13 protein-coding genes are annotated in these 13,644 nt (G+C 68.6%); all 13 read left to right on the top strand.

Annotated features, from left to right (window positions below; all coding sequences use genetic code 11):
- Window positions 1-29 precede the first annotated feature (29 nt).
- The 13 genes from Q9R27_RS18085 to Q9R27_RS18025 all read left to right on the top strand — a co-directional run bounded on the left by Q9R27_RS18085 (window position 30) and on the right by Q9R27_RS18025 (window position 13,638).
- A complete protein-coding gene (locus tag Q9R27_RS18085) occupies window positions 30-1,532 on the top strand; it encodes a hypothetical protein (protein WP_311253810.1) in 1,503 nt (500 codons plus the stop codon).
- Between the two features lie 48 nt (window positions 1,533-1,580).
- A complete protein-coding gene (rnhA, locus tag Q9R27_RS18080) occupies window positions 1,581-2,051 on the top strand; it encodes a ribonuclease HI (protein WP_311253809.1) in 471 nt (156 codons plus the stop codon).
- A 30-nt stretch (window positions 2,052-2,081) separates the two neighbouring features.
- A complete protein-coding gene (locus Q9R27_RS18075) occupies window positions 2,082-2,228 on the top strand; it encodes a hypothetical protein (RefSeq protein ID WP_311253808.1) in 147 nt (48 codons plus the stop codon).
- Between the two features lie 59 nt (window positions 2,229-2,287).
- Window positions 2,288-3,838: a long-chain fatty acid--CoA ligase gene (locus Q9R27_RS18070; protein ID WP_311253807.1), complete on the top strand. Its 1,551-nt coding sequence runs from the start codon at window positions 2,288-2,290 to the stop codon at window positions 3,836-3,838.
- A 152-nt stretch (window positions 3,839-3,990) separates the two neighbouring features.
- A complete protein-coding gene (locus Q9R27_RS18065; RefSeq protein WP_311253806.1) occupies window positions 3,991-5,457 on the top strand; it encodes an AMP-binding protein in 1,467 nt (488 codons plus the stop codon).
- 105 nt (window positions 5,458-5,562) lie between these two features.
- Window positions 5,563-7,413 carry a DUF3556 domain-containing protein gene (locus tag Q9R27_RS18060; protein ID WP_311253805.1) on the top strand — a complete coding sequence of 617 codons (1,851 nt, stop codon included), beginning with the start codon at window positions 5,563-5,565 and terminating at the stop codon, window positions 7,411-7,413.
- Entirely contained in the window at window positions 7,410-8,843 is a 1,434-nt protein-coding gene (locus Q9R27_RS18055; protein WP_311253804.1) for an NAD(P)/FAD-dependent oxidoreductase, read from the top strand. Before Q9R27_RS18060 ends, Q9R27_RS18055 begins: the two co-directional genes overlap by 4 nt.
- Window positions 8,840-10,141 carry a helix-turn-helix domain-containing protein gene (locus Q9R27_RS18050; protein ID WP_311253803.1) on the top strand — a complete coding sequence of 434 codons (1,302 nt, stop codon included), beginning with the start codon at window positions 8,840-8,842 and terminating at the stop codon, window positions 10,139-10,141. The genes Q9R27_RS18055 and Q9R27_RS18050 overlap by 4 nt, the downstream gene beginning before the upstream one ends.
- 215 nt (window positions 10,142-10,356) lie before the next feature.
- On the top strand, window positions 10,357-12,021 hold the full coding sequence (locus tag Q9R27_RS18045; RefSeq protein ID WP_311253802.1) for a sodium:solute symporter family transporter: 1,665 nt from the start codon (window positions 10,357-10,359) through the stop codon (window positions 12,019-12,021).
- Window positions 12,021-12,158 carry a putative transporter small subunit gene (locus Q9R27_RS18040; RefSeq protein ID WP_311253801.1) on the top strand — a complete coding sequence of 46 codons (138 nt, stop codon included), beginning with the start codon at window positions 12,021-12,023 and terminating at the stop codon, window positions 12,156-12,158. The genes Q9R27_RS18045 and Q9R27_RS18040 overlap by 1 nt, the downstream gene beginning before the upstream one ends.
- A gap of 117 nt (window positions 12,159-12,275) precedes the next feature.
- On the top strand, window positions 12,276-12,530 hold the full coding sequence (gene purS, locus Q9R27_RS18035) for a phosphoribosylformylglycinamidine synthase subunit PurS (RefSeq protein ID WP_311253800.1): 255 nt from the start codon (window positions 12,276-12,278) through the stop codon (window positions 12,528-12,530).
- Window positions 12,527-13,195, top strand: a complete 669-nt coding sequence (gene purQ, locus Q9R27_RS18030; protein ID WP_311253799.1) for a phosphoribosylformylglycinamidine synthase subunit PurQ — start codon at window positions 12,527-12,529, stop codon at window positions 13,193-13,195. Before purS ends, purQ begins: the two co-directional genes overlap by 4 nt.
- Window positions 13,192-13,638 (top strand): DUF3817 domain-containing protein, encoded by a 447-nt coding sequence (locus tag Q9R27_RS18025; protein WP_311253798.1) that lies wholly within the window; start codon window positions 13,192-13,194, stop codon window positions 13,636-13,638. Before purQ ends, Q9R27_RS18025 begins: the two co-directional genes overlap by 4 nt.
- Window positions 13,639-13,644 lie beyond the last annotated feature (6 nt).

Below are 13,644 nucleotides of genomic sequence, written 5' to 3'. Positions count from 1 at the left end.
TGTCGGACCCCTCTGGTTGAGTGGTTGGCATGGCAGAGTTGAGCACGTGGAACCTGGATGCGGAGGCCTTGTTGGCTTTCGCGGAGTCCACGCTGCTCAAGCGTCGTCGGGTTGATCTGGACGACTTGGAGACCTGTGCCCAGTGGGCGGTGATCCACGGCGCGCGTCCGGTGCCGGAGGTGCCCGGTGGTCCGCGGCTGGTCCAGGTCGGCGGCGCCGGTACGCCGCCGGTGCAGGACCTGTGCCTGGCGGAGTTGGCGTTGTGCCGTCGTACGCATCCGTTGGCAACCCGGTCCGTGATGGCCGATGTGCTGGACTTGATCCACCGTCTCCCGCGCTGTTGGCAGACCGTGCAGGCGTTGGAATGTGAGATCTGGGTGGCACGTCGGGTGGCGCGGATGACCCACCACCTCACCCAGCCCGAAGCCGGCTATGTGGATGCCGCCGTCGCCGAGGCCCTCGCGGGTGAGCAGCCCAGCCGGGTGTTCACTCTGGTGGAGGCGAAGATCATCGAGGCGAACCCCGAGGAGCACGCCCGGCGCATCGCCACCGAACGTGCCCGCCGGTATGTGTCGGTGGGGCGGGTGGATGAGGCGGGGTTACGGAACGTGATCGCCCGGGTCGAACACGGCGACGCGATCTGGGTGGACGCCCTGATCGGAAGGATCGCTGACATCCTCGCCGCCCAGGACGCTGCGGCCGGTGCCCCGGCGCGGGACCTGGACCTACGCCGCTCCGAAGCGTTCGGGTGGCTGGCCCGCCCCGCCGAGTTGTTGGCCCTGCTCCTCGACGCCGAGGCGGCACCAGCCGACGTGCCCGACGAGCCTGCGCATCCTGACCCTGCTGACGACCCCGAGCCGGGCGAGCTGGAAGAGCCGGGTGCCGGCTGGGTCCGGGGGTTCCCCGCCCGCCTCCTGGAAGTGCTGCGCAGCATCGACCCGGCCAAACTCCGCCCCCAAGCCGTCGTCTACATCCACCTCCACCAAGCAGCCCTCACCGGAGCCGGAGCAGGTGTGGCGCGGATCGAGGACGGCGGTGGCCCCCGCCTCTACCACCAGGTCAAAGAGATCACTGGTGCCGCGCATGTCACGGTCAAGCCGGTGATCGACCTCAACGACCACACCAGCATCAACGCCTACGAACATCCCCCATGGTTACGCGAACGGATCCACCTGATCCATCCCGTCGAACCATTCCCCCACTCCACACGCGCCGACCGACGTACCGGGATCGACATCGACCACATCACGCCCTACCAGCATGCGAGCACGGGCACGGGTCCGGCGCCGCCGGGGCAGACTGGCACCCACAACGCCGCGCCCCTGTCCCGATACGCCCATCGGGTGAAAACGCATGCCGGATTCTTGGTCCGACAACTCAAGCCAGGCACATTTGTCTGGCGGACCCCACACAACCGGCACTACCTCGTTGACGACACCGGCACCCACCACCTCGACGAGGCAACCGGACACGCCCTCATAGGTCCCGGCTGCGACATCATCTGGGCCGACGTCGAGATCGACGCCGCTTGACCGTGCCCGACCGGACGCCCAGGCGGTGTGACGGATAACCTCTCCCGCATGGATCAGGCCACCGCACATCCGGACATGCCTCAGGTCGAGATGTGGACCGACGGGGCCTGCAAGGGCAATCCGGGTGTCGGCGGTTGGGGTGCGTGGATGCGCTTCGGCGAGCACGAGCGGGAACTCTTCGGTGGAGAGCCGTTGACCACCAACAACCAGATGGAGCTCACCGCGGTGATCGAGGGGCTCAAGGCGCTGACCAAGCCGTGCGCGGTCACTCTCCACGTGGATTCGTCGTACGTGATGAACGGGATGAAGTCGTGGATCGCTGGTTGGAAACGGAACGGCTGGAAGACCGCAGCGAAGAAGCCGGTCAAGAACGTCGAATTGTGGCAGGCGCTGGACGCCGAGGTCTCCCGGCACACCGTGCACTGGGTCTGGGTGAAAGGGCACTCGGGCGACCCCGGCAACGAACGTGCCGACGAGTTGGCGAACCGGGGTGTGGAACTGGTCCGTTCGAGGGGATAGTGGGTCCATGACCCAGATCCCTGACGTCAGATGGGGCAATCCCGACGGCCTGCTGAGCCGGACCCAGGAGCCGAGGCGGCGTACGCGCTGATGGTCGAGGTGACGCCCGTGTACGCCAACTACCGCACCCGCACCGACCGAGAGATCAGGGTCTTCCGGTTGACGCCGACCGGTTGATCGCCAACGAGTGGGCGCGTGCCCTGTGATCGGCCCCTACCGGGGGGTAGGTTCGACCCATGAACCTTGCATCCCTGTTGGAGAACTCCGCCCGTGACTTCCCCGAGCGTGACGCCGTCGTGCTCGGCGAGACCCGCCTCAACTACGCCCAGGTCAATGGGGCAGCCAACCAGGTCGCCAACCTGTTGGTCGAGCGTGGCATCCAGCCGGGCGACAAGGTCGCGCTGAGCTGCCCGAACCTGCCCTACTTCACGATCATCTACTTCGGCATCCTCAAGGCCGGGGCGGTCGTGGTGCCGCTCAACGTGCTGCTCAAGGGGCGCGAGGTGGCCTACCACCTCGACGACTCGGACGCGAAGGCCTACTTCTGCTTCGAAGGTACGCCGGACCTTCCGATGGCGGCCGAGGGCAGCGCCGGCTTCGCGCAGGCCGAGGGGTGTGACTCCTTCTTCGTGATCACCGCCGACCCGGCAGCCGCCTCGCCGATCGAGGGCACCGAGACCTTCGGCGCCGCCGTCGCCGGCCAGTCGCCGGCCTTCGACACCGTGGCCACCGACGACTCCGACACCGCCGTGATCCTCTACACCTCCGGCACCACCGGCCAGCCCAAGGGCGCTGAGTTGATGCACTCCAACATGCTCTCCAACGCCCTGGCCGGCGCGGACCTCTTCGGCGCGGACGCCGCCAACCCCGACACCTACCTGTGCGTGCTGCCGCTCTTCCACTCGTTCGGCCAGACCGTGATCCAGAACAGCGCCTTCGCCTTCGGCGGCACCGTGGTGATGCTGCCCAGGTTCGAGGCCCAGGCCGCGCTCGGGTTGATGCTGAAGGAGAAGGTGACCTTCTTCGCCGGCGTACCGACGATGTACTGGGGCCTTCTCGGCGCCCTGGACGAGGGCGTCGACGTCGCCACCCTGGCCGCCAACCTGCGGATCGCGGCGGCGGGCGGCTCGGCGCTCCCGGTCGAGGTGCACAAGAACTTCAAGGAGCGCTTCGGCGTCACCATCCTGGAGGGCTACGGCCTCTCCGAGACCTCCCCGGTCGCCTCCTTCTCGGTGCGCGGTGAGGACCCGGTCGTCGGCTCGATCGGCAAGCCGATCCCGGGCGTGGAGATGAAGCTGATCAACGACGACTGGAGCGACAGCCCCGCCGGCGACGACGTGATCGGCGAGATCGCGATCAAGGGGCCCAACATCATGAAGGGCTACTACGGTCGCCCCGAGGCCACGGAAGAAGCGATCCGCGACGGCTGGTTCCGCTCCGGCGACCTGGCCCGCAAGGACGCCGACGGCTACTACTACATCGTCGACCGCTCGAAGGACATGATCCTGCGCGGCGGGTACAACGTCTATCCGCGCGAGATCGAGGAGGTGCTGATGACGCACCCCGACGTCAGTCTGGCCGCGGTGATCGGCGTCCCGCACGACAGCCACGGTGAGGAGATCAAGGCCGTGGTGATCCGCAACGACGGGGCCACCGTCACCGAGGACGAACTCGTGGCCTGGGGCAAGGAGCAGTTCGCGGCGTACAAGTACCCGCGCATCGTCGAGTTCGTCGACGCCCTGCCGATGACCTCCACCGGGAAGATCCTCAAGCGCGAACTCTCCTGACCCGCGTACGATGCCGCGCATCGTTGTGCGAAATGCACAACGATGCGCGGCATCTTCGTCCCGGGGAGCCGTAGGAATGCCTCTGGGTGCTCACTAGTGTCCTGTGTCACGCATCACGTGACGCCAGTCACAGCGAGCCGAAGAGGAGTTCGATGTTCGCGTACCTGCCCTGGAGCGAAGCCGGTCGATCCCGCGCTGAGCGCCCCGGTCTCCGTGACGACCGGACCGAGCTGACCCACGGACAGTTCGCCGACCGGGTCGAGGCATTCGCCGAGCAACTCGCCGAGCACGGCATCGGACGCGGCGACGTGGTGGCCATCGTGCTGTCGAACCGGGTCGAACTGGTGGTGGCGATCTTCGCCGCCTGGCGCCTCGGGGCCGCGGTCACGCCGGTCAACCCGGTCTTCACCGAGGCCGAGGCCGGCTACCAGATCGGCGACGCCGGGGCCCGGCTGGTCCTCAACGAGGGACCGGGTGCGCCGAACGGCGGCGTCGCGACGATCGCGGTCGACGACATGCGCACCACCCGCACCGGGCAGGGCGCTGACCCCGTGGACCTGGCCGACGACGACCTGGCCCTGCTGATCTACACCAGCGGCTCGACCGGCAAGCCCAAGGGCGTGATGCAGGAACACCGCCACGTCGAGGCGATGTCGGAGACGATGGCCACCCACCTCGGGCTCACCGAGGACGACCACTGCCTGCTCATCCTGCCGCTCTTCCACGTCAATGCCCTGATGGTCAGCGTGCTCGCCCCGGCGCGCGTGGGCGGACAGGTGAGCATCACCGGCCAGTTCTCCGCGAGCCGGTTCTTCGAGCAGGTCGAGCGGCTGCGACCGACGTACTTCTCGGCCGTGCCGACCATCTATGCGCTGCTCGCCTCGCTTCCCTCCGACGTCCAGCCCGACACCTCCTCGCTGCGGTTCGTGGTCTGCGGGGCGGCGCCGGTCTCGCGTGAGTTGCTGATCCGCTCCCGCGAGCGCTACGGCTTCGAGATCGTCGAGGGATACGGCCTCACCGAGGGCACCTGCGCCTCGGCATGCAACCCGGTCGACGGCGTACGGAAGCTCGGCACCGTGGGACCGGCGCTCCCGGGGCAACGGATCAGGATCGTCGACGCCGACGGCCAGGTGGTGCCTGCCGGCGAACGGGGCGAGGTGCAGATCAGTGGCCCCACGGTGATGCGCGGCTACCTGAACCGGCCCGAGGCGACCGCCGAGACCATCGTCGACGGTTGGCTGCGCACCGGTGACGTCGGCGTGCTCGACGAGGACGGCTACCTCAGCATCGTCGACCGCCTCAAGGACATGGTGATCCGCGGCGGGGAGAACATCTACCCCAAGGAGATCGAGGCAGTCCTCGCCTCCGCCGAGGGAGTCCTGGAAGCCGCCGTCATCGGCCGGCCCGACGAACTCCTCGGCGAGGTCCCGGTCGCCTTCGCCAGCCTCTACCCGGACTCGGCACTGACCGAGGACGACCTCATCGAACACTGTCGCCGCACCCTGACCAGGACAAAGGTCCCCGAGCGGGTGCACATCGTCGAGGCGTTGCCGAAGAACCCCGTCGGCAAGATCGACAAGCCCACCCTGCGCAAGGAGTTGACCGGCCAACCGGCCTGAGGGACTCCCGCGCATCCACCCCCGACAACGCGACTGGTCGCCCGGCCGTCGTGCCGGACACTGCTGCGCCGATCCGGCGTACCCACCCAAGAGAAGGAGCCTCCCGTGGGATTCAAGACCGCAGACATGCCACCGATCGATCCGGCCGAGTTCGAAAGGATGCCGGTCCTCGACCGGATGCGCATCCTGGCCGTGCACTGGGCCGATTACGGCTTCGGCGGCCCCAAGCAGATGCACATGCTCTACCTGGTCAAGACGGTCGTCTTCCTGGTCGGCGGCTGGCTGGTGGTCGGGCTGACCACGCCGGGGATCGGCCTGACCGACCTCGGTGGCTGGTGGGGCGAACTGATCGTCTACCAGAAGCTGATGGTCTGGATCGTGCTCTGGGAGTTCACCGGGCACGCCGCCTCGTGGGGGCCGCTGGCCTTCAAGTTCGGTCCGCTGATGGGCGGCTACCGCTACTGGACGAAGCCCGGCACGCTGCGGCTGCCACCGTGGCCGGACAAGGTGCCGCTGACCCGCGGCAACACGCGCACGCCCTTCGACGTGGTGCTCTACCTGGCCGCCGTGGCGACGCTGGTCTACATGCTGGTGGCGCCCGGCGTCGGTGGCGGTGCGGCGTACAGCGAAGCGGGCCTGGTGGCCGGCTGGGCGCTGGCGACGTACGTCGGCCTGCTGGTCCTGCTTGGGCTCCGTGACCGCGTCCCGTTCCTGGCCGCCCGGCCGGAGCAGTACGCCGTGGTGCTGCTGGCCTTCGGTGTGCTCGCCAACCACGTCGACATGATCCTGGTGGCCAAGCTCGCGATGGTCACCATCTGGCTCGGCGCCTCCGTCTCCAAGCTGGGCCGGCACACCACCCTGGTGGTGCAGGCGATGATGTCGAACACCCCGTGGCTGACCTCGAAGCGATTCAAGCGGACCCTCTATCGCGACGTCGAGAACGAGGACCTGCTGCCCACCAAGGTGGCCTCTGGATGGGCCCACCTGGGCGGCACCGTGGTCGAGTTCGCGCTGCCCCTGGTGCTGCTCTTCTCCACGAACGCGACCCTCACCTGGCTGGCGATCGGCGCGATGATGTTCTTCCACTTCTTCATCTACTCGACCTATCCGCTGGCGGTGCCGCTGGAGTGGAACATCTTCTTCATCTTCGTCACCCCGTTCCTCTTCGGTGGCTTCTTCGCCGGGGACGGCTATTCGGTGCTCGACTTCTCCAACGGGTGGATCCTGGCCGCGGCGCTGGTCCTCTTCCTGACCGGGCCGATCCTGGGCAACCTCAAGCCGGAGTGGGTCTCGTTCCTGATCTCGATGCGGCAGTACGCCGGCAACTGGGCGTCGGGCACGATCGCCTTCCGGATGAACGACTGCGAGGAGAAGCTGGACACCGGGCTGGTCAAGAAGATGGACATCCAGCACAAGCAACTGGCCAAGCTCTATGGCCCCGAGGTCGCGGAGATCTTCCTGCAGAAGTGCGTCGCCTTCCGGTCCATGCACAGCCACGGCCGGATGCACCTCTCCCTGCTGCAGCGCCACCTGGACCGGATGGAGAACTACCGCCTCCGCGAGGGCGAGGTCGTCTGCACCGTCCTGGTTGGCTGGCAGTTCGGGGACGGGCACCTCTTCGACGAGCGGACCATTGCGGCGGTCCAGGAGCGCTGCCACTTCGAGCCCGGCGAGATGGTGATGGCCTTCACCGAGTCGCAGCCGATCAACACCTTCACCGTGCAATACCGAGTCGTCGACGCTGCGCTCGGCGTCGTGGAGCGCGGGCAGTACGACGTCCGTGACGCGGTCGCCGAGCAGCCGTGGATCCCGAACGGACCGATCCCGCACGAGGTGACCTGGCGGATGGAGGGCTATGTGCCGGCCGGCGAGGTGAACATCCCGGTGCCCCAGCCGCGCGTCGGCGAGATGAATGCTCGACGTGGCTCCCGGCGAGGTGGGAAGGTCACTACATGACGAAGGCGGTGGTGGTCGGCAGCGGGCCCAACGGGCTCGCTGCCGCCCTCACCCTCGCCGCTGCCGGTGTCGAGGTGCAGGTCCTCGAGGCCGCGGACCAGGTCGGCGGCGGCACCCGCAGCAGCGAATTGACGCTGCCGGGCCTGCTCCACGACGAGTGCTCGGGCTTCCACCCGCTGGCCGTGGACACGCCGTTCTCCCGTCGCTTCGACCTGGCCGAACATGGCCTGCGCTGGCTCTGGCCCGAGGTGCAGTATGCGCATCCCCTGGACGGGGGAGGCGGGGCGGCCGCGTGGCAGTCGGTGGACCGGACTGCGCAGGGGCTCGGCGTCGACGGGCGGGGATGGCAGCAGGTCTTCGGCTGGTTGGAGCCGCGGTTCGGTGACATCGCCGAGGACTTCCTGCGCCCGATGCTCCATCTCCCGGCGCACCCGTTCAAGCTGGCCCGGTTCGGTGCGCTCTCCGCGATGCCGGCCAACCTGCTGGCCCGGCGTTGGTCGACCGCGGAGGGCAAGGCACTCTTCGCGGGGGTGGCCGCGCACGCGATGCGCCCCTTCGGGTCGCCGGTCTCCTCGGCGATCGGGATCGCGCTGGGCACGGCTGCGCACCGCTATGGGTGGCCGGTGGCACAGGGCGGATCGCAGGCGATCGCCCGCGCCGTCGTCTCGATGCTCGAGCAGGCCGGGGGCAAGGTGCACACCGGTGTCACGGTCACCTCGCTCGACGAGTTCGACGACGCGGACCTGGTCATGCTCGACGTGGCCCCGGCCGCGGCGGCCCGGATCGCGGGGGACCGGATCCCGCCCCGGGTGGCCCGGGCGCTGCGCCGCTATCGCCACGGACCCGGCGCGGCCAAGGTCGAATTCGCCGTCGAGGGCGGTGTGCCGTGGCTCCACGAGGAGTCGCGGCTGGCCGGCACCGTGCATGTCGGCGGCACGCTGGAGGAGATCGCGCTCGCGGAGCGGGAGGTGCACCGTGGCCGGATGCCGGAGCGGCCCTTCGTCCTGGTCGGCCAGCAGTTCGTGGCCGATCCTTCCCGCGGCGCCGACGGCGTGGTGCCGCTCTATGCCTATGCCCATGTGCCGCACGGCTGGACCGGCGACCCGTGCGAGGCCATCGAGGCGCAGATCGAGCGGTTCGCGCCCGGATTCCGTGACCGGGTGCTGGCCCGGCACGTGCGGGGCACCGTGGCGATGGCGGCGCACAATGCCAACTATGTCGGCGGTGACGTGGTGACCGGGGCGAACGACGCCCTGCAACTGGTCTTCCGGCCGCGGGCGACGCCGAACCCCTATGCGCTGGGGGCGCCGGGCCTCTACCTCTGCTCCGCGGCGACTCCTCCCGGTGCCGGTGCGCACGGGATGTGTGGCTGGAACGCGGCGCAGTCGGCGCTGGGCGCACTGGAGCGAGGGCGGTCGCGGCCGTCGTGACCGACTTCCTGAAGCGGCGCCTGGTCGCCGACGGTGACCCCGGTGCCGCGAAGGTGCAGGTGCTCGCGGTGCGGGTCGGCGAGGCGTTGCAGGCCAGATCGGCCGAGTTGAACCGCAGCATGAACGCGGCGATCGAGGACGCGATCGAAGTGCTCGACGACCCCGAGCTCGTCGGCATGCTGCACGCCTCGGTGGAGGGGAACATCTCCACCATCGTGCACATGCTGGTCAACGAGATCCCGATCGAGCACGTCCAGGTCGCGACCGCAGCCACGGAGTACGCCGTACGCCTGGCCCAGGCCGGGATCTCCTCGGCGCCGCTGCGCCGGGCCTACCACATCGGCAGCGACGACCTGCTCGCCGAGATCTTCGAGGAGATCGAGCGCCTCGACTGTGCGCCCGAGGTGAAGCTGCGGCTGCTGCACCACATGGCAGGGTGGTTGCACCGCTATGTCGACTGGATCACCCGCGAGGTGATCGACGTCCACGAGGCCGAGCGGCAGGCGCAGTTGATGCGCAACGCCGACCAGGTCTCCCACCTGGTGCAGCGGGTGCTCGACGGCGAACCGGTCGACCCCGAGCAGTTCCGGCGTACCTGCGGATACCGGCTCCACGGCCGCCACGTTGCCGCGGTGGTCTGGGTGGAGGGTGCCCACCAGGCGGTGGACTGGATCGACGGGTTGCGCGAGTTCGCCGACAAGGTCGCGGCTGCCCTCGGGGGCGACGGGCCGCCCTTCTTCAAGCCGATCGACCGCAGCACGGCGTGGGTCTGGGTGCGCCTGCCGTACCCCCGGCCCGACCTGGACCGGATCCGGGCGCTGGTGCCGCCCGACTCGGCGGTCCGGGTGGCCCTGGGCGAGGGACGGTCCGGGGTGGAGGGGTTCGCGCGCACCCTGGCCGAGGCGAGGCGGGTCCGGGTGGTCCCGCAACTGGGCGCGACCCAACTCTCCCGGGTGGTCGGCCACGGCGAGGATGCCATGGCCGTGGTGGCCGTGCTCGCCCGCGACCTGGCCACCACGCGGGACTGGGTCCGTTCCGTGCTCGGCAAGCTGGCCGTGGACACCGAGGCCGCGGCACGGCTGCGTGAGACGGTGCGGGTCTTCCAGCTCAGTGGCAGTTATGTGCAGGCGGCCGAGGAGTTGATGCTCCACCGCAACAGCGTGAAATACCGGCTGGAGAAGGCCGCCGCGGAGCGCGGTCGCCCGCTGTCCGAGGACCGCCTCGACCTCGCCCTGGCGCTGCAAGCCTGCCGGGTGCTCGGCACGCCAGTCCTCGATGCGGAGCCGGACCAGGCCTGAGTCGTCGTACGCCGGTCTGGTTGTGAGGTCGGACACCCTCCCTGCGGGCGCTTCCCGCTCCGGGAGGCCCTTTGGCGCGCGCTCTGTTATGGTCCGGGGCGTTGACCCATGAAACTTGTATAACACAACAAAGAAGAGGCAGGGCCACTGGACCGAGACCAGTCCATCCGTCCACTCCTGACACACAGGGAGGTGACGCGTTGAACGCGTCCGACATGGAGCAGTTCAGCATCCCGTTGGTGGTGCTGCTGCTCATCGTCTTCTATGGAGGGACCTTCTGGATCTCCCTCCGGATCAGCAAGAAGCAGGAGAACGCCGACGGCTACATGACCGCCGGCAACAACATCGGCTTCGGTATCTCCGCGGCAAGCATGACCGCGACCTGGATCTGGGCGTCCTCGATGTACGCCTCGGCCACCTCGGGATACACCTACGGCATCTCCGGCCCGATCCACTACGGGCTGTGGGGAGCGCTGATGATCCTGTTCATCTATCCCTTCGGCAAGCGGATCCGCACGGTGGCGCCCAAGGCGCACACCCTGGCCGAAGTGATGCACGCCCGCCACGGTGCCTCGAGCCAGTTGCTGCTCGCCGGGTCCAACGTGGTCGGCTCGCTGATCAGCCTGATGTCGAACTTCCTGGCCGGTGGCCTGCTGATCGCACTGCTCTCGCCGTTCAACTTCGTCCAGGGCGTCTTCATCGTGGCCCTCGGCGTGCTCCTCTACTCGTTGTGGTCCGGATTCCGCGCCTCGGTGCTGACCGACTTCGTCCAGGTCGCCGCGATGCTCGGTGCGGTGGCGATCATCGTGCCGTTCATCTTCTTCGCCGCCGGCTTCCCGGCAGCGTTCGAGACTGGCGCCGGCAACCTGACTGCGCACCAGTCGAACTTCTTCTCCAGCGAGGCGTTCCTGCAGCAGGGTGCGCCGTACATCGCGGCCGTGCTGGCCTATGCGATCGGCAACCAGACGATCGCGCAGCGCCTCTTCGCGGTCCGTGAGGACCTGATCAAGCCGACCTTCATCACCGCCACCGTCGGCTACGGCGCGATGGTGATCGGCGTCGGCATGCTTGGCGTGCTCGCGCTCTACCTCGGCATCGAGCCGCTGGACGGGGACACCAACAACATCGTGCCGCAGATGGCGTCGAGCTATCTGCCGATCATCCTGCTGGTGCTCTTCTTCGTGATGATCATCGGAGCGCTCTCCTCCACGGCGGACTCCGACCTGGCCGCGCTCTCCTCGATCGTGATGGCCGACATCTATGGCCAGAACATTGCCGGCAAGGAGAACGCCAACCCGCGCACGATGCTGCTGATCGGCCGGATCACCATGGTCCTGGCCACGGCGGCCGCGATCGCGCTGGCCTCGCTGCAACTCGACATCTTGGACCTGCTGGTCTTCGTCGGTGCCCTGTGGGGCGCGCTCGTCTTCCCGGTGATCGCCAGCTTCTACTGGGACAAGGTCACCAACGCGGCCTTCACCACGTCGGTGGTCCTGGCCCTGGCCGCCTTCATCCCGATCCGCTTCGCGTGGATCTCGATGGACGGCGTCACCGGCATCATCGTGGACCTGCTCAACGTGGTGGGCATCGGCGTGGTGCTCGGGCTGATGGCCTTCGGCTTCTTCGGCAGGCGGGTCGCCCTGGGAGTCGGCGGCGTCGCCGCCCTCGCGTCGGCGCCGTTCGTGATCGGCTTCCTGCATGACTACGCAACCCTGAGCGGGTCGCTGGTCGCGTACGCCGTGAGCACCATCGTCTGCTTCGCGATGAGCGTGAACTCCCGCAGCGAGTTCGATTTCGCGCTGATCCGCCAGCGGACCGGTGACTTCGACGAGGCCGACCCGGACGACGATCCGGTCCTGAGCGCGAAGGGAGGGAACTGATGGAACTCTCCACCATCCTGCTCACTGCCTATGTGCTGGTCTGGCCGCTCGTGGTGGCCATCGTGCTCGGCGTGATCGGCAAGGCGTTCTTCTCCGAGTGGGCCGAGGCGCGTCGCTCCGGACGCGACCTGATCTGACCCGGCACCTGCCCGGGGAGTGCGGGGCCCGACCGGCCTGGTCGGGCCCCGCACGCCTAGACTGGTGCCAGCAGCACCACCCATCTTCTTGCCCAGCCTCGCCCCAAGGAGCCTCTCGTGGCCCGAGTCGTCGTCGACGTCATGCTCAAGCCGGAAATCCTCGACCCGCAGGGCAAGGCAGTGCACGGAGCCCTGCCCCGCCTGGGCTTCGAGGGCATCGCGGACGTCCGCCAGGGCAAGCGGTTCGAGCTCCAGGTCGACGGCGAGCTCACCGAGGACCTGCTGGCCGAGATCGAGAAGATCGCCGGCACGCTGCTCTCCAACCCCGTGATCGAGGACTACACCGTCCGCGTCGAGGGTGGCCGGGCATGAAGATCGGGGTGGTCACCTTCCCCGGCTCGCTCGACGACGTCGACGCACAGCGCGCGGTCCGCCTCGGCGGCAACGAGGCCGTGGCCCTGTGGCACGGCGAGGAGGACCTCAAGCGAGTGGACGCCGTGGTCCTGCCTGGGGGCTTCTCGTACGGCGACTACCTGCGCTGCGGCGCCATCTCCCGCTTCTCCCCGGTGATGACCAGCGTCATCGAGGCGGCCGGCAAGGGGATGCCCGTGCTCGGCATCTGCAACGGCTTCCAGATCCTGTGCGAGTCCCACCTGCTGCCCGGTGCGCTGATCCGCAACGACCACCGCAAGTTCGTCTGCAAGGACCAGGCGCTGCGCATCGAGAACAACCGCACGCCGTGGACCTCGTCGTACGCCGCGGACGCTGAGATCACCGTGGTCCTCAAGAACGGTGAGGGGTCGTACGTCGCCGACGAGGCCACCCTGGACCGGCTCGAGGGCGAGGGCCAGGTGGTGGCCCGCTACCTGGGCGGCAACCCCAACGGATCGCTGCGCGACATCGCCGGCGTCACCAACGAGGCCGGCAACGTGGTCGGCCTGATGCCGCACCCCGAGCACGCGATCGAGGAGTTGACCGGCCCCGGCACCGACGGGCTGGGCTTCTTCACCGGCCTCGCCGAGCGGGTCTTCTCGTGAGCCCACAGCGACTCTTCCGCATCGTCGCCGTCGCCGAGGCGATCACCTGGGCGGCGCTGCTGGGCGGGATGTTCCTCAAGTACGTCACCGAGACGACCGAGATGGGGGTCCGCATCGGCGGTGCCCTGCACGGCTTCGTCTTCGTCGCCTACTGCCTGGCCACGGTCGTGGTCGGCATCGACCAGCGCTGGCCGCTGCGGCGTACCGTGATCGGCCTGCTCGCCGCGGTGCCCCCGTTCTTCACCGTCTGGTTCGACCTGGCCGCCGAGCGCAAGGGCTGGTTCGCCGCTGGGTGGCGCCTCCGCTCGGATGCGCCCGCCACCGTCGCCGAGAAGGCAACCGGGCTCCTGGTGCGCAACCCGGCCCGCGGACTGGCCGCGGCACTGGTCGCGGTCGTGGCCCTCTTCGGCCTCGCGCTGCTGGTCGGACCGCCCGCCAGCTGACCCGTC

The sequence above is a fragment of the Nocardioides sp. AE5 genome (genome assembly GCF_031844485.1).
Lineage (GTDB): Bacteria > Actinomycetota > Actinomycetes > Propionibacteriales > Nocardioidaceae > Nocardioides.
The sequence above is the reverse complement of the archived record's forward strand: the minus strand, read 5'-3'. Positions and strand labels throughout refer to the sequence as shown.

What these genes read in the sequence shown, in the direction of transcription:
- Q9R27_RS18045 (WP_311253802.1), top strand. Translation starts at nt 10,357, where the DNA reads ATGGAGCAGTTCAGCATCCCGTTGGTGGTGCTGCTGCTCATCGTCTTC.
- rnhA (WP_311253809.1), top strand. Translation starts at nt 1,581, where the DNA reads ATGGATCAGGCCACCGCACATCCGGACATGCCTCAGGTCGAGATGTGG.
- Q9R27_RS18040 (WP_311253801.1), top strand. Translation starts at nt 12,021, where the DNA reads ATGGAACTCTCCACCATCCTGCTCACTGCCTATGTGCTGGTCTGGCCG.
- Q9R27_RS18085 (WP_311253810.1), top strand. Translation starts at nt 30, where the DNA reads ATGGCAGAGTTGAGCACGTGGAACCTGGATGCGGAGGCCTTGTTGGCT.
- Q9R27_RS18075 (WP_311253808.1), top strand. Translation starts at nt 2,082, where the DNA reads ATGGGGCAATCCCGACGGCCTGCTGAGCCGGACCCAGGAGCCGAGGCG.
- Q9R27_RS18055 (WP_311253804.1), top strand. Translation starts at nt 7,410, where the DNA reads ATGACGAAGGCGGTGGTGGTCGGCAGCGGGCCCAACGGGCTCGCTGCC.
- Q9R27_RS18070 (WP_311253807.1), top strand. Translation starts at nt 2,288, where the DNA reads ATGAACCTTGCATCCCTGTTGGAGAACTCCGCCCGTGACTTCCCCGAG.
- purQ (WP_311253799.1), top strand. Translation starts at nt 12,527, where the DNA reads ATGAAGATCGGGGTGGTCACCTTCCCCGGCTCGCTCGACGACGTCGAC.
- Q9R27_RS18065 (WP_311253806.1), top strand. Translation starts at nt 3,991, where the DNA reads ATGTTCGCGTACCTGCCCTGGAGCGAAGCCGGTCGATCCCGCGCTGAG.